This is a genomic window from Cupriavidus sp. MPR-AND1C (assembly GCF_058809705.1).
In genome coordinates, this window is sequence record NZ_JBXASU010000055.1 from 1 (window position 1) to 19,247 (window position 19,247).

The 19,247-nt window shown below is 66.3% G+C and carries 14 protein-coding genes; 11 read left to right on the top strand and 3 right to left on the bottom strand.

What is annotated here, in order from left to right:
- Positions 1-632: 632 nt before the first annotated feature.
- From AC1RWI_RS25075 to AC1RWI_RS25120, 10 genes are all read left to right on the top strand, one after another.
- Complete coding sequence (locus tag AC1RWI_RS25075) at positions 633-1,628, top strand: fimbrial protein (protein ID WP_492869426.1); 996 nt, start codon at positions 633-635, stop codon at positions 1,626-1,628.
- A gap of 126 nt (positions 1,629-1,754) precedes the next feature.
- Positions 1,755-2,015: a hypothetical protein gene (locus tag AC1RWI_RS25080; RefSeq protein ID WP_492869428.1), complete on the top strand. Its 261-nt coding sequence runs from the start codon at positions 1,755-1,757 to the stop codon at positions 2,013-2,015.
- A gap of 365 nt (positions 2,016-2,380) precedes the next feature.
- Positions 2,381-4,066 (top strand): ShlB/FhaC/HecB family hemolysin secretion/activation protein, encoded by a 1,686-nt coding sequence (locus AC1RWI_RS25085; RefSeq protein ID WP_492869430.1) that lies wholly within the window; start codon positions 2,381-2,383, stop codon positions 4,064-4,066.
- 180 nt (positions 4,067-4,246) lie between these two features.
- Positions 4,247-6,025, top strand: a complete 1,779-nt coding sequence (locus AC1RWI_RS25090) for a filamentous hemagglutinin N-terminal domain-containing protein (RefSeq protein ID WP_492869432.1) — start codon at positions 4,247-4,249, stop codon at positions 6,023-6,025.
- 610 nt (positions 6,026-6,635) lie between these two features.
- Positions 6,636-7,373 carry a hypothetical protein gene (locus tag AC1RWI_RS25095; RefSeq protein ID WP_492869434.1) on the top strand — a complete coding sequence of 246 codons (738 nt, stop codon included), beginning with the start codon at positions 6,636-6,638 and terminating at the stop codon, positions 7,371-7,373.
- A gap of 396 nt (positions 7,374-7,769) precedes the next feature.
- Positions 7,770-10,961 (top strand): autotransporter outer membrane beta-barrel domain-containing protein, encoded by a 3,192-nt coding sequence (locus AC1RWI_RS25100; protein WP_492869436.1) that lies wholly within the window; start codon positions 7,770-7,772, stop codon positions 10,959-10,961.
- A gap of 51 nt (positions 10,962-11,012) precedes the next feature.
- Positions 11,013-11,183: a hypothetical protein gene (locus tag AC1RWI_RS25105; RefSeq protein WP_492869438.1), complete on the top strand. Its 171-nt coding sequence runs from the start codon at positions 11,013-11,015 to the stop codon at positions 11,181-11,183.
- 81 nt (positions 11,184-11,264) lie between these two features.
- The gene (locus tag AC1RWI_RS25110; RefSeq protein ID WP_492869440.1) at positions 11,265-12,041 is read left to right on the top strand and encodes a COG4705 family protein; all 777 of its coding nucleotides are present in this window, start codon (positions 11,265-11,267) and stop codon (positions 12,039-12,041) included.
- Positions 12,042-12,240: 199 nt separating this feature from the next.
- Positions 12,241-12,576, top strand: coding sequence for an ElaB/YgaM/YqjD family protein (locus AC1RWI_RS25115; RefSeq protein WP_043346091.1), 336 nt, complete (start codon positions 12,241-12,243; stop codon positions 12,574-12,576).
- A 40-nt stretch (positions 12,577-12,616) separates the two neighbouring features.
- Positions 12,617-14,917, top strand: a complete 2,301-nt coding sequence (locus AC1RWI_RS25120; protein ID WP_492869442.1) for a heavy metal translocating P-type ATPase — start codon at positions 12,617-12,619, stop codon at positions 14,915-14,917.
- A gap of 35 nt (positions 14,918-14,952) precedes the next feature.
- Here the strand turns inward: AC1RWI_RS25120 and AC1RWI_RS25125 are convergent, their stop codons facing one another.
- The gene (locus AC1RWI_RS25125; protein ID WP_492869444.1) at positions 14,953-16,212 is read right to left on the bottom strand and encodes an MgtC/SapB family protein; all 1,260 of its coding nucleotides are present in this window, start codon (positions 16,210-16,212) and stop codon (positions 14,953-14,955) included.
- A gap of 310 nt (positions 16,213-16,522) precedes the next feature.
- Here AC1RWI_RS25125 and AC1RWI_RS25130 point away from each other — a divergent pair, with 310 nt between their 5' ends.
- Positions 16,523-17,008, top strand: coding sequence for a phasin family protein (locus tag AC1RWI_RS25130; protein WP_492869446.1), 486 nt, complete (start codon positions 16,523-16,525; stop codon positions 17,006-17,008).
- On the opposite strand, the gene AC1RWI_RS25135 is transcribed toward AC1RWI_RS25130, so the two are convergent.
- Together AC1RWI_RS25135 and AC1RWI_RS25140 are read right to left on the bottom strand one after the other, a co-directional pair.
- Positions 17,005-18,363 carry an MBL fold metallo-hydrolase RNA specificity domain-containing protein gene (locus AC1RWI_RS25135; protein ID WP_492869448.1) on the bottom strand — a complete coding sequence of 453 codons (1,359 nt, stop codon included), beginning with the start codon at positions 18,361-18,363 and terminating at the stop codon, positions 17,005-17,007. The two genes, AC1RWI_RS25130 and AC1RWI_RS25135, sit on opposite strands and share 4 nt — an antisense overlap.
- Positions 18,364-18,374: 11 nt before the next feature.
- Positions 18,375-19,211, bottom strand: coding sequence for a universal stress protein (locus AC1RWI_RS25140; protein WP_492869450.1), 837 nt, complete (start codon positions 19,209-19,211; stop codon positions 18,375-18,377).
- Between the last annotated feature and the right edge of the window lie 36 nt (positions 19,212-19,247).

Here is a 19,247-nt window from a genome sequence, read left to right on the forward strand (position 1 = left end):
CTCCGACGTCAAGGTGGCGCTTTTGGTCCTTGTCACGCTGGATCTGCGCAATGAAGCCCGCCCGCAAGCCGACGGCAACGCCGTGGGGCGAGCATTGCACTATGTCTACGCGCCCTGGAGCTTGCAGTTTGCCTATCGGCAATTCAATCACACCGGCCCTGTTCCTTGCTGAAAGCCCATGGCACCGCCCTTGTTGCGCCAACGGCGAAACGCCTTCTCGCCGACGGCGCGCAGTTTAGTACTCGTCCTATTCCAAACGGCCTGCAATCTCGATATCCTTGTTGCTTCAGGACGCCTTGTCGCCGGCATTTGCCAGCTCAATCACACCGGCCCGCTGCCTTGCTAATGTACTCGCTGCCGGTGCGGAAACGCACGGCGAAGTACGCGCCGCGCCAGAGCCTCGATCTGCCGTGCGTACGACTATGTGCCGACCGTGTCGAGTCGTGCGACTGCGCCGCACGGGATGCGACGTCAACGCGGGCATCTAGCCCAGGCAGAGATGGGAGCATGCACCCGATGATGCATTGCGGTGTTCGGATGGCATCAGGAACTTTGATGTATCCGACACGTATATGGCAAGTGGACTTCTTATGCTATTTAAAATGACTTCGAGCGCTCTAATCCTGGGCGTCATGTTTCTGTCTGAATCAACATTTGCTGCTTGTACGTTAGTTCCGAGTGTTACTTCGTTATCGCCGACACTTCCGACCACGCTCAGCCATGTTCGAGATTCGTTAGCCCCAGGGATTCAGTTTCCGTCATCGACTGGCGGAAGCGGATTTGTTGCAGGAATCTCCGAAACCGGCTGCCAGATCGATGCAATGGTCGTAACGCCGCTCGGGAGAGTGGTTCCGGGTGTGACGTATCAGGGCTACACCGGCCCCGCGGCTGTATTTGAAACCGGAATTCCCGGCATAGGTTACGCACTGGAAACAAAAAATGTCAACACGTCATGGGTGTCTATTGGGGCTGGGCCAACTGTGTTTCCGGCCGGGCAAACCGGCTCTAACGGTTGGGGTTACAACCAGCTGGCGACGCTCGTCGTAACGGGGGCTGTCGCAACGGGAACCTATCGTGTCCCGGCTCAAACCACCTCGACCCTAGGCGCCATGCTGAATGGAACTGTCGTGTCGAATCGACTGTCGTTAGGTATAGGTGCATTGAGCATCGCCGTTACGGCAAAAACATGCACGATCACGTCCGGCGCAACCAACGCGGTGGTCATGCCGCAGTTGGTGACGTATAGCCTGAAAGCGGTAGGAGATGTCTCTGCCGCCAAGTCGGCGCCGTTTTCGTTGGGACTCAAATGCGATGCGAACGTCAATGTCTTTGCAACCTTGACGGATGCGACCAATCCCGCGAATACCGGCAATATCCTTAGCCTGGCGAAGAATTCGACGGCAACTGGCTTGGGTATTCAGATAATGAAGCAAGGTACGACCAGTCCGTTGAATTTTGGGCCGGATTCATCGGCCAAGGGCAATAAGAATCAGTGGCTGGTTGGTAAATCGGCGGCATCTGGCAGTGTGATCTCGGTGCCCCTCGAAGCGCGCTATATCAAGACGGCGGAAACGATCAAGCCGGGTGCCATGAGCGCGCTCAGCACCATCACTTTTTCGTATCAGTAGTATCCACCGAATCCGGACGGAGAGACGCAGGCTTTCCGGCTGATGCTGTAAGTTTTCGGGAGATGGAGATGCCAGCAATGCACTGACAGGCCCGTTGGCGGCAATTCCACCGCCACCGGCATGGGCATGGGCATGGGCATGGGCATGGGCATGGGCATGGGCATGGGCATGGGCATTCAAATGTTCCGCTCGGGCGAAGCAACGCCGCCGGGGCTCGGTCCGGATTCGTCGGCGAAGGGAAACACCAACCAATGGTATGTCTGCCGCTCGCGGGCGTCGGGTGGCAACTTCAGCATTCCCCTGGCCGCAGAATATGTGAAGACCGAGCCGACCATCAAGCCGGGCTCGGTTGGCGCGCGGAGTACGATCACGTTCTCGTATCAGTAGCATCAACCCGCTTCAACCGGTTTCGGTTCGGTCTGTCTTGCCGCCCCCGCCACCGTCCTCATCTGGCGATGCGGCAGCACGCATCGGCCGCCGCGCCGGGTTTTCTTGCAAATTCCGCCGCATTTTCAAACTTGTCCGATTGTCTTCCCTGCACAAGACACTCAGAATCTTGTTACCTCGCTAACGACAGCAGCGACGCACGATGCACGACACGCACGCGCGTGCAAGACACCAAACGCAAGACACCAAACGCAACACACAGCGACTGCCACCCTGGCCCATCAAGCGGCTCGGGCATTGGCGGGCTGGCGTTTTCGCAACAAACCTGCGCCTGCGTTCCAGGCAACGCGCGCAGCATGGGCAGCATGAATTCCATCCGCATTATCGGCGGCGCAGTTGCGCTGCTCCTGCTTCGGCCCCCCGCGGCCACCGCACAGTCACTGACACCGCATGCGGCCGCCGAGACCACGGAAACGACACGCCGCCAGGCGCAGCAGGTCGACGAGGCGTTCTCACGCGCCTCGTCCGCGGCGCCTGTGCTGTCGGGCGGCGAGGCATCTCCACACGCGACACTGGTCTTTCCCGTGGAGTCGCCTTGCTTCAACATCTCGCGCCTTGCATGGAAGCACGCCGAGGCGTTCGCATGGCTCGTGCGCGCGGTCCAGGTGCAGGACGTGTGCGTCGGGTCCGAAGGCATCACCCGCCTGCGCGACCATCTGCGCTACCAGCTCATCGAGCGCGGCTACCTCACCACGCAAGTGCTCATCGGCGAGCAGGACCTGCGCGCCGGCACGCTGGAAATCGAACTCGTGCCCGGGCGCATCGGCAGCATCGCCGAGACCGGCGATGCCCCGGGCCGCCGCCAGATGGCAATGCCGATGCGCGAAGGCGACGTGCTCAACCTGCGCGATCTGGACCAGACGCTGGAGAACATCCGCACCGTGGCCGGCGATGCATCGGTACGGATGGTGCTGGAGCCAGGCAAGGCGTTTGGCCAGACCGATCTCGCCATTCACCATGCGCCCGAGGTGCGCCGCTGGCGCGCCATCGTCACCGCCGACAACTCCGGGATCGACGCGACCGGCAAGAATCAGCTCGGCGGCGTACTGGTGCTTGACTCGCCCCTGGGGCTTTACGACCAGCTCGTCGCCACCTACAACAACGATGCGCACCTGCGCAACCGAGCCGTCGGCTCGCGCGCGATGGGCCTGCAATGGACCGTGCCGCTTGGCTATGGCTCCTTCTGGCTGGGCGCGAACCAGTATGATTTCCTGCAGACGATCTCAACGACCGCCGGCAGCCTGCCCTACACGGGCCGCACGCGTACGTTCGAGGTGGGCGCCAGCAGCGTGGCTTACCGTACCGGCACGATGAAGGGCACGGTGCGCGCCAGGCTGTCGCGGCGATCGGACGACGTCCGGCTTGGCCAATGGCCGATCGGCGTGCAGACACGCGACATCACCAGCTACACACTCAGCTATTCCCACTATCAACGCACGAGCCGCATGACGTTCACCGCGGGCCTCGGCCTGCGCGGGAGCATTCCCGCGTGGTCGGCCAACAGCGGCTATGTGAGCGGAAAAACGCAATGGAACGGCCGCTACAGCATCCTCAGCGCCAATGCGAGCGTCGATGCCCCCTTCTCTCTCGCCGGGCAACGCCTGGGCTATCGCGCCAGCGCCAATGCCCAGGCCGCGCCGAATGCGATCCCGGCGACGGAAATGCTCTCGATCGGCAGCCGCTACACCGTGCGTGGCTTCGATGGCTCGCGCACGCTGATGGGGCAAAGCGGGTGGGTGCTGCGCAATGAAGTGGCGCTGGCGATCGGCAACACCGGGCAGGAAGCCTATGCCGCGGCTGACGCGGGCGGCGTGGGTGGCAGCGTGACGCGCGAACTCGCGGGGCGAACCCTCGTGGGCGCCGCACTCGGGGTCCGGGGCGCGTATGGCAGGGTTGGCTACGACGTGTCGGTTGGCATGCCGGTGGCCAAGCCGGCCGGGTTCGAGGCGGCCCGCGTGGCGGTGGCCGTGCAGCTATCCATGAGGCTATGACACCGGATGCACTGACATTGAATGGATCCACAACCTGACGGAGGAAGCCAACCACAGCCATCACTGAATCTCCCCCCCTGACCCGGCATGCCCGCCCCCAATCGGCACGGATCTCCGTATGCCGGCGGCCTGCCGTCTCTCACGTTACTTACCATGGCCCAAATGATGAAAACAACATCCATGATTACCCGCCCGCCCAGCTGCAGCATCCTGCTGCGCGCACTGTTGCTGGCCGTCCCGGCGCTTCACGCCTCCATCGCGTCCGCACAGATCAGCGCGGCGCCTGGCGGCCCGGCTATCGGCGCGACCGCCAACGGCGTGCCGCTCGTACAGATCAACGCGCCGAACGCCGCCGGCGTATCGCACAACCAGTTCCAGAACTACAACGTGGGCGCCAATGGCCTGGTGCTCAACAACAGCGCCAACGGTGCCGCCACGCAGATCGGCGGCAACGTCGCGGGCAATGCCGCGCTCGCCAATGGCGCCGCCAGCGTCATCCTGAACGAGGTGGTCGGCAGCTCCCGCACCATGTTGAATGGCGCCACGGAAATTGCCGGGCAGCGCGCCGCGCTGATCGTGGCCAACCCGAACGGCATCTCCGTCGATGGCGGCAGCGTGCTGAACGCCTCCCGCGTCACGCTGACCACGGGCACCCCGACCCTCACCAGCGGCGGCGCCGTATCCGGCTTCGCGGTGGCTGGCGGCGACATCGCCATCAGCGGCCGGGGGTTCGATGCCGGCACGGTGGACAAGGTCGACCTGCTGTCGCGCTCCATGAAGATCGACGCGGCAGTCCGTGCCAAGGACCTGATCCGCACCGTGGCGGGGCGCAACGATGTCGCCTATGACGGCGAACGCATCGATGCCGCGCAGACGACCAACGGGAAAGATATCGTTCCCGTGCACGCGATCGATGTGGCCGCGCTGGGCGGCATGTACGCCAACGCCATTTCGCTGCGAAGCACCGAAGGTGGCGCCGGCGTGAACATCGCAGGCAAGGTGCAGGCGCTCACGGGTGACCTGACGATCAAGAAGACCGGCATGGTCGTCACATCGGCAGGCCAGGGCGGCGAGCAGGCCAACGCCGGCATCGAGCCCGGTTTCGTCGTCGCCGGGAAAGCCACCGAGGACAAGCTCAGCGTACGGTCGGGCGCACAGCTGCTCGCGGCAGGCACCACCGATATCAATTCGAACAGCCTGGACAATGCCGGCGCGATCCGCGGCGGATCCGGCGCCTCGATCAAGGTGGCATCGCTGATCAATGACGGCACCATCGCGTCGGACGGCGACATCACGCTGAACACGGCCACGCTGCAGAACACGAAGACGATCAAGGCCGGCGGCACGCTTTCGGCCAAGACGGCGGACTTCTCCAATGGCGCGCAAGGCACGATGGAAGCGCAGCAGGACCTTTCCGTATTCGCCGCAACCCTGATTAACGATGGCGTTGTCCGTTCCAACGCGGGTGAGCTCAAGCTCGATGCCGCAACCATCACCAACACGGGCACGGTCAGCAGCGCGACTGGCATTGCCACGGTGAAGGCGGCGGAATTTTCGAACTCCGGCAAGATCACCGCGAGCCGGGACCTGTCGGTCAAGATAACGTCCGGCAGGAACGAAGGCACGCTGTCCAGCGAGCACGGCAACCTCGACGTCTCCAGCACCACCTTCACCAACCTCGACCGCCTGTCCGCCAAAGAGGGCGAGGTGACGGTGCGCTCGCCGATCTTCGTCAACTCCGGGACCATCGAGCAGGCCCAGCTTGTGGAGCTGCCCTTGGTGCCGGTCAAGCCTGTGGAGCCTGAGGAGCCAGTCAAGCCCGTGAAGCCGGTGAAGCCACCCAAACCCGTGAAGCCAGCCAAGCCCGCCAAGAACTGGTGGGCACAACAATGGTCCGCACCCGTCGTCGGCGCTTGGGGGCAAGCGACGCCCGTCAGCTGGAATACGCGCTGGAACTGACGCGCTGAAGGCATCCGCGGCATAGCGCGACGCGGATGACGAAAGGCGAAGCGGGCGCCTTCCCGGCGCCCGCCTTTCGCGGGCGTTTCGTATGCCAACCTTGGTGTCTGTTCTTTTGATCGCTGCCGCAACGCACCGGCGCGCTGCCAAAGCCGGCTTTGCCAACTTCGCGGACTTCGCCAGCATGGCTGGCTTTCGTGGCGCCGGCAAAAAAAAACCCAGGCTGTCACGGGGATAACAGCCTGGGGCGCGATTGCGGGTCGGAGGGGGTCCCCCACTCTGCAAATGTAGACCGTCGGCACATAGGGGTATGCCGACAAACGAAAGTCTAACGAGATTGCAGCGCGCAGGAAATCGGATAAGTCTGATTTTCTATGGCGCTCGCAATCGGATAAGTCCGAATTTAAAAACCGGCGCAATTGCCCTGCACCTCAGTCCAGGCGCGCATCGAGGCCGAAAACGCGGATTTCGAAAGCCGGTTCTGCGGTGATGCAGATTCGTACTTGTCCGATTTTCATCTGATTTTAGCGATGCTAATATCACTCCACTGACCAGCTTCGCCCGGATAGGCCGGCCGCGTTGCGTCGTTTTTGCGCTTCGGAGATAAGCCTTGTCTAGTTCCGTTATTCCTTCCCAACTCGATGTGCCGCCACCATGGGGCACACGCTTCGATGTGCGCGATACGCTTGCCGCGTACCGTGCGGAGGCCGTCAAAGTCCATCTTGCCACCACGGCCCCCACCCTGGCGCGGGCGTTGCGCCGCGCGCGGCTGCGCGGGCTGGCTGCCGGCACGGTGGGCTGCGGCATGGCGGCGGCGGCGGCGTGGCTGTTGGCGGCTTGGTTGACGGGCCCCGCGCCCGAGCCCTTGCCTTCGTTCCAGCCTGTGTCCATGCCCGGGTCCATGCCAGTGACCTCGCCTGCGCGATTGCCCGCACCGGATGCCGGGCTGCAAGCCGCTGTGGCCGACCGGCCGGAAGCCGTGGCGGCCACGGTTGACTCGCTCACGCCTGCGGCGCCTCTGCCCGCCCCTTTGCGGGCTGATAGCGCAACCGCCAGCACAACCACCAGTCCTGTGGCCGCACCGGTCGAGCACGTCGTGGCCCGCAGGCATTCGCATGCCGAACCGGTTCCTCCCAGGCAGGTGGCCGCGCGCAGTGCCAGGACGCCGGTAGCCGATGATGCTGGAGATAGCGCTCGCGATAGCGCCGGCCATAGCACTGGCGATAACGCTGGCTATATGTTGGCTGCGCCTGCGTACGATGCCGGCTCGCGCCCGAGCGCCGTGGCCTATCTGCCGCCCGACTCGCACTTCACGTTGCATGGGCACTCCCGGCTGATCGACGAGTAAGGCTGCTGCCTTCCACGTGCGCCGGTTTCATCGGCTCGATCCCGGGCGCCGTGGAAGTCAAACTGGCCGCGAGCCAAGCGCAACGCGCGTCGCTCCCGGCCAGCATCCTGACATCGACTTTTCCAGGCGCCCGCTTCGCTTTCGCTTTCGCTTTCGCTCGCGCTTTCGTTTTCGGTTGAGCAATGCGCCATGCCCGGAGACCGCGCTTTGTCGTCGAGCGCCACGCTTTTCGTACTTGTCCGATTCAAATCTGGCGAATGCGTATCTAGAATGCCCCGGCTGATCCCATTCTCTCAACGCTCCCCGTCAACGCCTCCATACTCACTTCATTATTTTAAATAACGGATTCAGGTCTGGTGTATTTGGTATTGGGCGGAGCAAGCCGGGCACGCCTCCATGAAACTGCAACCAACCGGAATTTCCGTCGCCATCCTCACCATGCTGTTCCCGGCCATTCCGCTGGCCACGGCAGCGACAGCCTACCCCAGCATCGATCTCTCCTCACCCGATGGGGAGAACCGGGTGCTCTTCCCCGGTGACACGGTCACGCGTGCGGATGCCGGCGCAGCGGTCAATATCAGGGGAACCAACAACTCCCTTTCGGGTAACGGCGTCAGCATCCGGGCCGGCATCGCAGGCACGAGCGTCGGCGCGCAGGGCGTCACCGTCAGCGCCGGCGGCACGCTGGGACTGTCCGACAGCAACCTTACCGCGCTGGGCGAGTTCAACGCCGATGCCTTGGTCGTGCGCGATGCGGGCAGCCTAGCGACCCTGAACGGCACGCGGACAACGACCGAGGGTCGATATTCCTACGGCGTGCACGCCATCGACGGCGGGCGCATCGAGGTGACCGGCGGCTCGGTTTCCACCCAGGGAGACGAAGCCCATGGCCTGAACGCAGCGGGCAAGGATGCCGTGATTACCGCCCGCGAAACGCAGATCACCGTCCTTGGCGACGGCGCCTCGGCAGTCCACGCAGCAGATGGCGCCAGCGTCGTCCTGGATCAGGCGAGGCTCCATGCCACCGCCGCCACGAATTGGGGCGGCAAAGGCATCAGCGTCGAGCGTGGCGCGGTGACCGCAACCAACACCGAGATCGTCTCGGTCCGTGGCACCGGCATCCACGCGGCTGGCGGCAGCATCTCGTACTTCAACGGCACCATCGACGCGTATCGCGACGGCGTGTATCTCACCAGGGCCGGTTGCGCGGTATTCACCCCGTCCAAAGCCAATTTGCGCGATGTGGTGGTGCATGCCGAGACGGGTTCCGGCATCGACGCAAACGGCGATGGTGTCTATGCCAGGCTGGAACGCGTGCGGATCAGCAGCAATGGTTCGTTCGTCGCTGGCATCCGGGTTCCGAGCGAGAGCGTCGTGCTGGCCAAGGACGTCTCCATCAGGATGACCGGGGAAAACGCCTTGGGCGTGGACAACCGGGCGGGCGCAGTCACCATGGACGGCGGCTCGATCACGACGCTTGGCGCCAGCGGGCACGGCATCTACGTAGCCGAACTCTATGGCGGCAGCGGCACCAGAGCGACGACCACCGCGCACGGCGTCGCCATCGAGACCTTCGGCAACGCTGCCATCGGTGTGGTCTCGCGCGGGTCCGGGTCCCGCGTCGTGCTGGAAGGTGGCTCGGTCACCACGCACGGCGACACAGCCTACGGCCTACTCGCCAACGGCGCGCGCCTGGAAGCAACCGGTACCATCGTGCGCACCGCTGGCGACAACGCCCATGGACTGATGATGGGCAACCAGGGCGCGCAAGCCAGCCTGGACGGCGTCGACATACGCACCGGCGGCAAAGGCGCCAATGGCTTGCAGGCCTACTCAAACACGCCAGGCGTCGACAACGCGATAGGGATCCGCAACAGCCACATCGAGGCCGCACTCGGCAATGGCATCTCGGTCGAAGGCGGCGGCCTCATCGCCAACCTGGTCGACACCACGATCATCGGCGGATCCCGCAGCGGCGAAGGCACATTGTTGTACCTGGGCGAACGGCGCCTCTCCACGCCAAGCGGCAGCACCACGATCGCCGCACGCAATGTGCAACTCAACGCGCAGCGCAGCCACCTGGAGGGTGACGTGCTGCTCGACAGCGGGTCGGCCAGCGTAACCCTGCGCGACCACTCCGTGTTGACCGGCACCTTGCGCAACAACGCCGGGCGGACGGTGGATACGCTGAGCATTGACGGCAGCAGCACCTGGCGTGTGCGCGGGAACTCGGCGGTGGCGCGGCTGGACAATGCGGGCACGGTGTCGTTCGCCACCCCGGGCAGCGGCTTCAAGGTGCTGGACGTGACCGGCAACCTCGGCGGCGGCGGCCTGTTCGAGATGCGCACCGACCTGGGCGCCGGCCAGGGGGACCTGCTGCGTGTCGCCGGCACCGTCACGGGCAATCACCGCGTGCTGGTCGCCAACAGCGGCGCCGAGCCATTGGCCGGCCACGGGTCCCTGAGGATCATTCAGAGCGAGGGCGGCCCGGGGTCGTTCGCGCTCGCCAACCGCGATCAATTGGTAGACGCCGGCACCTATCGCTATGCGCTGAAAAGCAGCGACACGGTTAACGGCCGCGCCACCGACTGGAGCCTCGTCAACGCCATCGAACTGTCGCCGGAAGCGGTGCCGGCGCCAGACCAGTCCCGGATCGGGCCGCCTGACAACCTGTCCACGGCCGCCAACGCCGCGGTCAATACGTCCAGCGCAGGTACCGCGCACGCAATCTGGCATGCCGAAACAGGCACGCTGGCCAAGCGGATGGGTGAGTTGCGCCAGGGCAAGAACGAAGGTGGCGTCTGGGTGCGGGGTTTCGGCGAGCGCCAGAAGCTCGACAATCGCGGCGGCCGCTCGTTCGAGCAGACCGTGGGCGGCCTGGCGGTCGGCGTCGACAAGTCCCTGCCGGTCGAAGGCGGGCGTTGGTACGTCGGTAGCATGACCGGATACAGTTCGACCGACCGCCGTTTTCGTGACGAAGGCACGGGCGGCGCCGATAGCTACCACTTCGGTGGCTATGCCACCTGGCTGGCTGACGCCGGCTGGTACGTCGACGGCGTGTTCAAGGCCAACAAGATCCAGCAGAACTTCGCGGTGGTGGCGACCGACGGCCAGTCGGTGAAGGCCGCCTCCCACCAGAACGCCATCGGCATGTCGGTGGAAGCCGGCCGCCAGATGCCGTTCGGTTTCGGCTGGTTCGTCGAGCCTCAGGTGGCGTTGTCGATGCTCCGCGCCAGCGGCGCCAGCTACCGCGCCAGCAACGGTCTGCAGGTCGATGCCGGCAGCGGCAATTCGATGCGCCTGCGCGTTGGTTCCCTGCTCGGCCGCCGCATTGCATTTGCCAATGGCAACGCCGTGCAGCCCTACCTCAAGCTGAGCCTGTCGCAGGAGCTTGACGGCAAGAGCACGGTACGCACCAACGGCGTGGCTACCCGGACCGATCTGTCCGGCGGCCTTGCCGAGCTGGGCCTGGGCGTTGCTGCGTCACTGGGCACGAACCACCGCCTGTACGCCGACTACGGGTACGCAAGCGGCGCCAGGCTCGACAAACCGTGGACGCTCAGCATGGGCTACAGGTACAGCTGGTGATCTCGGGCCAAAAACCCGAACCCAAACCCGAACCCGAACCCGAATGGTGTGGTGAACAGCGAGACGGCGGTCGCACGCGTCGAGGCAGCGTTGCAGACGGGCCTGGGCAAGGACAAGGTGGCCCGCACGCCGCCTCTGGCGACCAGTGAGTATTTCGCGGAATACGGCGGCGAGGGGATGCCCTTGATGCTGCTCTTTATGCTGTCCTTAATGTTGCCTTAAGCCGGCGCGGACTAGCATCTGCCAATGCTGGCGGGCAGGCGTTTGCAGCGCCACGCCCAACGCAGCACAAAGGAATTCAACATGACAGCACGCCCCACTTGCGAGGCCGGCGCGGCCGCAGCCAGCAAAGTGCCGGAAGTTACACTGGCATTCTGGCTGATCAAGATCGCTGCGACCACGCTCGGGGAGACCGGCGGCGATGCGCTGTCCATGACGATGGGACTGGGCTACCTGGTCAGCACAGCGATCTTTGCGGCGGTGTTCCTGGTGGTGGTCTGTGCCCAGGTGCGCGCCAGGCACTTCCGGCCGCTGCTGTACTGGGCCACCATCGTGGCCACCACCACGGTCGGCACAACGCTGGCGGACTTCGCGGACCGCTCGCTCGGCATTGGCTACGCCGGGGGATCCGCGTTGCTGGCACTGCTGTTGCTGCAGTCGCTGGCGTTGTGGTATCGCTGGCTTGGCACGGTCTCGGTTGACAGCGTGCATTCGCCGCGCGCCGAACTGTGCTACTGGGTCACCATCATGTTCTCGCAGACGCTTGGCACAGCGCTGGGAGACTGGACTGCCGACACGGCCGGGATGGGCTACGTCGGCGGCATGGCGATCTTCGGCTCGTTGCTGGCATTGCTAGCCCTGGCCTACTACCGCACGCGGATCTCACGCACGCTGCTGTTCTGGGCGGCCTTCATCCTGACGCGCCCGCTTGGGGCGGTGGTGGGCGACTTCCTCGACAAGCCCCTGCAATCCGGCGGGCTGGCACTGGATCGCTTCAGTGCTTCGGCAGCGCTGCTGGGCTTCATGGCGCTTTGCCTGCTGCTGATGCCGCAGCGGGCCGCGGCCCGGGCCCGGCACTAGCGGCCGGAGCCCGATGCATTCGCCTGCGGCGAGGATGCGAGCAGTGCCAGGAAACCAGCGGGGGCACCCTTCGTCCGACCCGGGTTTGATGGGCGGATTGATACCGATCAACCACCGGGCCGGCGCCGTACCTATAGTGTTATGTGGCTTGGCTTCATCCCGCCGAACCTTCATCGTTTCCATCCGCCAGGAGTGCGCCATGAACGACGTCAGATCCGCATTTTCCGTCCACCGCGTCGTGCTACAGCGCGATGTCAACGTCCTGCTGGCCGATGTGCAGGCATTGCTGCGCGACGCCGCCGCCTTGACCGGCGAGCAAGCCGGCCAGGCCCGTGAACAGTTCAAGGCGCGGCTGGAGGCGCTGCAGCTGCGCCTGCGTGAACTGCAGGCGCAAGGCCGCGACCAAGTGCGCGATCTGGCCGATGCGGGAGAAGCGTACGTGCAGTCGCACCCATGGCGCGCGCTTGGCGCGGCCGCGGCCGTTGCCGCCGTATGCGGGGTGCTTGTCGCGATGTCGGTCTCGCGCCGCGATTGAAGGCGGAATGATGGCGGATTGAAGGCGGATTGAAGGCAATATGGCGTCTGCGCAGCCTCGCTACCATCGCTGGCTCGACCTCGGGCTTTTGGCGACCTGCGCGCTCACGCTGAGCGCGGGATCGCTGCTGTACTGGTTCGAATCGGCGGCGCTTGCCCGCACCGCGTGGCTGATCGGCGTCCTGCCGGTACTGATCGCCCTGGCCGCCAGCACCGTGCTCGCGGCGTGGCGCCGCAAAGCCGGCGTGGATGTCCTGGCTCTGCTGGCCATCGGCTTCGCATGGTGGCTGGGCGAGCACTTTGCCGCCGCCGTGATTGCCCTGATGCTGGCCAGCGGACGCGCACTGGAAAGCTATGCGCAAGCGCGCGCCGCCAGTGAGATGAGCGCGCTGCTGCGCCACGCGCCGCGCGAAGCCAGCCGGTTCGAAGACGGCGAATGGCGCCCGGTACCGCTGGAGCTTGTGCGCCCCGGTGACCGGCTGCTGGTGCGCGCGGGCGAGGTGGTGCCCGCCGATGGGACGCTGCTCCAGGCTGCCGAGCTGGATGAATCCACCCTGACCGGCGAGGCCATGCCGCTGCGCCGCGCGCCGGGCGAGCCACTGCGCAGCGGCGTGGTCAACGCCGGCGCGCCGTTCGAGATGCTCGCCGGCGCCACGGCGGCACAAAGTACCTATTCGGGCATTGTCCGCCTTGTGATGGCGGCGCAACAAAGCCGCAGCCCGTCCATGCGCCTGGCTGACCGCTACGCCCTGCTGCTGGTACCGCTGGCGCTGGCCGTCGCCGGTGCGGCCTGGATCATGACCGGCGATGCGCGCCGGGCACTCGCGGTGCTGGTGGTCGCCACCCCCTGCCCGCTGATCCTGGCGGTGCCGGTGGCCATCGTCTGCGGCATGTCGCGCGCTGCCAGCCGGGGCATCCTGGTCAAAAGCGGCGGTGCGCTGGAGCGGCTGGCGCAATGCCGCGTGCTGTTTTTCGACAAGACCGGAACGCTGACCACGGGCCAGGCCCGCATCTCGGCCATCGAGGCGGCGCCGGGACACGCGCAGGACGAAGTGCTGCGCCTGGCAGCTTCGCTGGCGCAAGCCTCGGTCCATGCCAGCTCCCGCGCGCTGGTCGCCACGGCGCGCGAGCGCGGCCTGGCGCTGGCGTTGCCGGGCAAGGTCGCGGAGGATCCGGGCGCCGGCCTGCGCGGCACGATCGACGGGCATGTGGTCACCATCGGCTCCCTGGCGCACGTGGCCAGCGAAACCGCGCCCACGCCGTGGAGCACGGCATGGGTGCGGCGCATGGGCCATGAGGGCGCGTCGGCCGTCTTTCTTGGCGTCGATGGCGCCATGTGCGGCGCGCTGCAGCTTGCGGACCAGATCCGGCTTGACACGCCGCGCGCGCTCAGGCTGCTCAGGCAGGCCGGCATCCAGCGCATGGTGATGCTGACCGGCGACCGCGAAGACGTGGCGCGGATGACAGGCGCGATGCTGGGCGTGACGCAAGTGCGCGCCCAGCAAACGCCCGCGCAAAAGCTAGCGGCAATCCGCGAGGCACAACGCGACGGCACGGTCATCATGGTTGGCGACGGCGTCAACGACGCGCCCGCGCTGGCCGCCGCCGATGTCGGCGTGGCCATGGGCGCGGCAGGCGCGGCCGCGTCGGCGCAGGCTGCGGACGTGGTACTGCTGGTCGACCGCCTGGACCGCCTGGCCGAGGCGATGCAGATCGCCCGGCGCACGCGCCACATTGCCGTGCAAAGCGTCGTGGCGGGCATGGCGCTGTCGCTGGTGGCCATGATCGCGGCCGCATTCGGCTACCTGCCGCCACTGGCGGGCGCGCTGCTGCAAGAAGTGATCGATGTCGTTGTGATTCTCAACGCGCTGCGGGCACGCAAGCCTGGGCCTGAATGGCAGCCCGCGCAAATCACCGCGGCCGAGGCCGCCAGGCTGAAGACCGAGCATGGCGAGCTGGGGCAGGTGCTCGACCAGGTGAGATCGATGGCGGATCGCGTAGCCAGCCTCCCAGGTCAAGCTGCCGCGGCCGAACTGGCGGCGCTCAACCAGGCACTGCGCGAGCAATTGCTCGCGCATGAGATCCACGACGACGCCGACCTCTATCCTGAACTCGCGCGGCGCCTCGGCGGCCAGGACCCGCTGGCGGCGCTCAGCGGCGGGCATCGCGAGATATTCCACCTGGTCGGCATGCTGGAGCGCATCGCCGCGGACCAGCCCGCGGACGGCATTGAGCTGCAAAGCGCGCAGGAAATCCGGCGTCTGCTCTATGAGCTCAATGCGATCCTGCGCCTGCATTTCGCGCAGGAAGACGAGCTGTATCACGCGCTGGGGGACGTCTGACGATCTGCCCGCGGCACAGCATGCCCAGGCCGGCGTCAGCGCAACCACGCCAGCGCGAGCGCCGCGGCCCAGGTCACCGCGCCAGCCAGCACAAGCCCCGCACCGACACGCAAGGCAAAGGCACGCCCGCCCGCGGCAGCCAGCACGATCTTGGTCGCGGTGTTGGCGGAAAATGCCGCCAGCACCGGCCACACCGCCGCCTCTGCCGGCATGCGTCCCGCCGCTACCTGCGCGGCAACCGACACGGTTGCGGCATGCGCATCGGCAAACCCGCCGGCCACGGCAACCACCATCAGCATCCCGGCCCCGGACGAGGCCCGCGTGGCGCCATTGACCAGCAAGAGCAAGGCCATGAGCAGCACGAACCCTGCCGCTACGCGCCAGTCCAGCGAGCGGCCCGCCAGTTGTGCGCCATCTTGTGCACCGTCCCGCACGGCTGGCCTGCGCGCTGCCAGCCAGAGCCAGACGCCGGCATAGAGGCCCATTGCCGTGAGTCCGGCCGCAAGAGGCAATGCCAATGGCCGCAGCGCTGCCGCGCTGGTCGCGGCCAGCAACAGCAGCATCTGCACGAACGTGGCCACGCTGGAAAGCAGCGCGGCCGCCACGGCCGCATCGCGCAGGCCCGGCGCCCTGCGCACCATCGCCGCCATCGAGCCGATGGTCGCCGCGCTGGAGACGAAGCCACCGAAAAGGCCGGTCACCGGCAGGCCTACCCGCTCGCCGAACAGCCGCGTGGCAATATGCCCGGCAGCGCCCATCAGCATCACCAGCATCGCCACCAGCCAGAGCGTGCGCGGGTTCCAGGCGTCGAACGGGCCCATGTAGCGGTCGGGCAACAAAGGCCAGATCACCAGCGCCGCTACCGCCAGCATCAAGGCATCGCTCAGCTCCTGCCGGCTCAGCGCGTTGCGCACCAGGCCGTGCAGGGTTGCCTTGCCGTGCAGCAGGATCGCAAGGACGGTGGCAATGCCGGCGGCAAGGGCCGGATGCGTCACGGCCAGCGCGCCGAGCAAGACCGTGCACAGCAACGCAATCTCCGTGGTCATGCCGGGATCCCTGGCCGCTGTGTGGCGGTAGCCCAGGGCTGCCAGGCCGGCAATCGCCAGGAGGACCGCCGGCAATAATCCCGCGTTGGGCAGGAACGCGCCCAGCGCGCCGCTGACGCTGGCAATGGCAAACGTGCGCAAGCCGGCCGGCGCCTCGCCACCATCGGCCGCCTGGCTGCGCTCCCGCTCCAGCCCGATCGCAAGGCCGATGCCGAGCGCGACGCTAAATGCCACGACCGTGTGATCCATGCTATCCCCCCCCGGAAACGGTCAAGCTTACCGGCACCATTGCATCCAGTCTGGACCATGCCTGCGCAACCGGCTTGATGTGCCGCAAGCTTGATGCGGATCAACCAGCGCCGGCGGCACGCTTCTAGAATCATCGGATGGGCGAAACCGGGATCTTCCGTCGTCGCGCGACTTGCGTGAGACATATCCGGTGAGACAGGCCCGGTGAGACAGGCCCGCCCTGACCGCTGACAATAGTTGGCGGCACAGCAACAATCCACGCGCATTACCGCACTATCTCGTGTTACCGCGCGCATCCAGGAGATTCACCATGACAGACCAGACCGACATCCCCCTCGCATTTTTCACCGCCAATTGCGAGGCGGGCCTGCGCGCGCTGACCTTGATGCAGGAGAGCCGGCAGCGCTTTCTCGAACTCCAGCTCGATGCGGTACGCAAGGACATCAAGACCTTGCACGACGCAGGCGCGCAGCTGGCGAATGCCGGCGACTTCGCCACGCTCGCCACCCTGCCGGCCACCTTCGCGCAAAACCAGGCCGAGCACTACGCGCAGCGGATGCAAGCCTGGATGAATCTCGCCATTCACAATCAGACCGCCATGGTGGAACAAATGCGGGAAGCCGCGGAGACCTGGCAGCGCTGCCAGGCAGCGACGCTGCAGCAGGCCGGGAGCACCGCTTCGCTGCCCGCGCCAGTGCAGGAGATGTTCGAAAAATTCAGCCAGGCGGCGGCCATGCTGAACGGGACCGCCGGCGGCACCGGCGCCGCTACCCGGAAGCGGACCATGCCTGCCTAATCCAGCGCATACGAACGAAGATACTCCGGCATCGTGACAGCCCAGCGCAGTTCCCGCTCGATGCGCTGGCGCAGGGCATCGCTCGCGGCGGGCTCGCCGTGCACCACGAAGGTCTGCCGGGGCGCGCTGCCGAAGCCGCCGAGCCATGTCATCAGCTCACCGGCGTCGGCATGGGCCGAGAGCGAAGTAATCTGCTCCACCGAGGCCTGGATGGCAACCTGCTTGCCATGGATGCGCAGTTCACGCATGCCCGAGGCCAGCGCCGCGCCCCGCGTACCGGCGGCCTGGAAGCCGGATAGCAATATCGTATTGCGCGCATCCTGGCCATAGGTCTCCAGGTGATGCACCACCCGCCCGCCGGTTGCCATGCCGCTGCCGGCCAGGATGATCTTGGGCGCGCGGTCGCGGTTCAGCCACATGGACTGCTGCATGCTCTGGACCAGGACGGCGATATGGCAGGCCGCCGCGCAGGCGGTGCGGTCGATCCGCAGTTCGTCCGGGTGCAAGGCGAAGATCGTGGTGGCGTCGATCGCCATCGGGCTGTTGAGGTAGATCGGCACCTGGGGAATGCGGTTTTGCTCGCGCAGCTTGTAGAGGCAGTACAGCAGCGCCTGGGTGCGCCCGACGGCAAACGCGGGAATCACCACGCTGCCGCCGCGGCCGATGGTGCGGCTGACGACCTCGCCCAGCGTGTCGAGCGGATCATCCGCGGGATGGGCGCGGTCGCCGTAGGTGGACTCGACCAGCAAGTGATCCGCTTCGCGAAGGATCTCCGGGGGGCGCATCACGATGTCCTGCTGGCGCCCCAGGTCGCCCGAAAACACGATCCGCTTGCCATCCACATGCAGCGTCACGATGGCCGAGCCGATGATATGCCCGGCGCGATGAAACTCCGCCTCCACGTCGGGCGTCACCCTCACCCGCGTGTCGTAGTGAATCGGGTCGAGCCGGCGCAGGGCGCGCACGGCGTCCGCGCCGTCGTAGAGCGGCAACGCCGGCTGGTGCCGCGAGTAGCCCTTGCGGTTGGCGTAGTGCGCGTCCTCCTGCGCCAGGTGCGCGCTGTCGGGCAGCAGGATCTGGCACAACTGCGCGGTGCCCATGGTGCAGAACACCCGCCCCCGAAAGCCGTTGCGCACCAGCAGCGGCAGGTATCCGCTATGGTCGATATGCGCGTGCGTGAGCACCACCGCGTCCAGCGTGGACGGATCGACCGGCAAGCGGTCCCAGTTGCGCAGGCGCAGCGCCTTGTAGCCCTGGAACAGCCCGCAGTCGACCATCACGCGGCTGCGGCCGGTGTCCAGCACATACTTGGATCCCGTGACCGTGTCGGTCGCGCCGAGAAATTGCAGCTGCATGGCGCGCTCCGTCAATGCGACAACAGCAGAGGCACCGGCGCGTGATGCATCAACGTGCGCGTGGTGCCGCCCATGATCAGTTCGCGCATGCGCGAGTGTCCGTAGCCCCCGGCCACCAGCATGTCGGCGCCCAGCGCGCCAACCGCGTCGAGCAGCCTGGCGGCGACGGGCCCCGCCTTCTGCACGTTGCGCACGCCGGCCACGATGCCGTGGCGCTGCAGGTAATGCCGCAAGCCGGCCACCGGCTCCGAGTCTGCCCGCGGTTCGCCGCGATCGTCCCAGACGCCGATGATGGTGACGTGGCTGGCGCGCAGCAGCAAAGGCATGGCGTCGGCCACGGCCCGGGCCGCTTCGCGCTGCCCATCCCACGCGATCGCCATGTGCCCGCCATGCAGCCGGCGAAACGCCTGCGGCACCAGCAATACCGGGCGCCCGGCGTTGAGCAGCACATACTCGGCCGCCCCGGCGCCCAGGGAAGGCACTTCCTGCGTTGCCACCGGCCGAGCCATCACGGCCAGGTCGGCTACGCGGGCCTCCTGCGCCAGGACCCAGCCGGTCTCCTCCTCGACCACGCCGTGCGAGAACGGCACGCCCGGCGCATGCGCTGCCATGGTGCTGTTCAGTATCTCGCCCTGCAGCGTGGCCTGCGACAGCAGCCTGCCGCGCGACGCCGCCATATGCCGCGCAACGTCATCGCCCGCGCCCCGGGCCGGGTCCAGGCGCAGGCCGGTGGCGCTGACGCCGGTAACATGCGCGCCAAAGGAGGCTGCCAGGTCGGCAGCCATCCTGACGCGAGATGCGCAGTCGGGATCCGCTCCGAGCGCGACCAGCACGGTCCGGTAGTCCATGATGTGCTCCGTGTATTGGCGAGCCTGCCTGCGGGC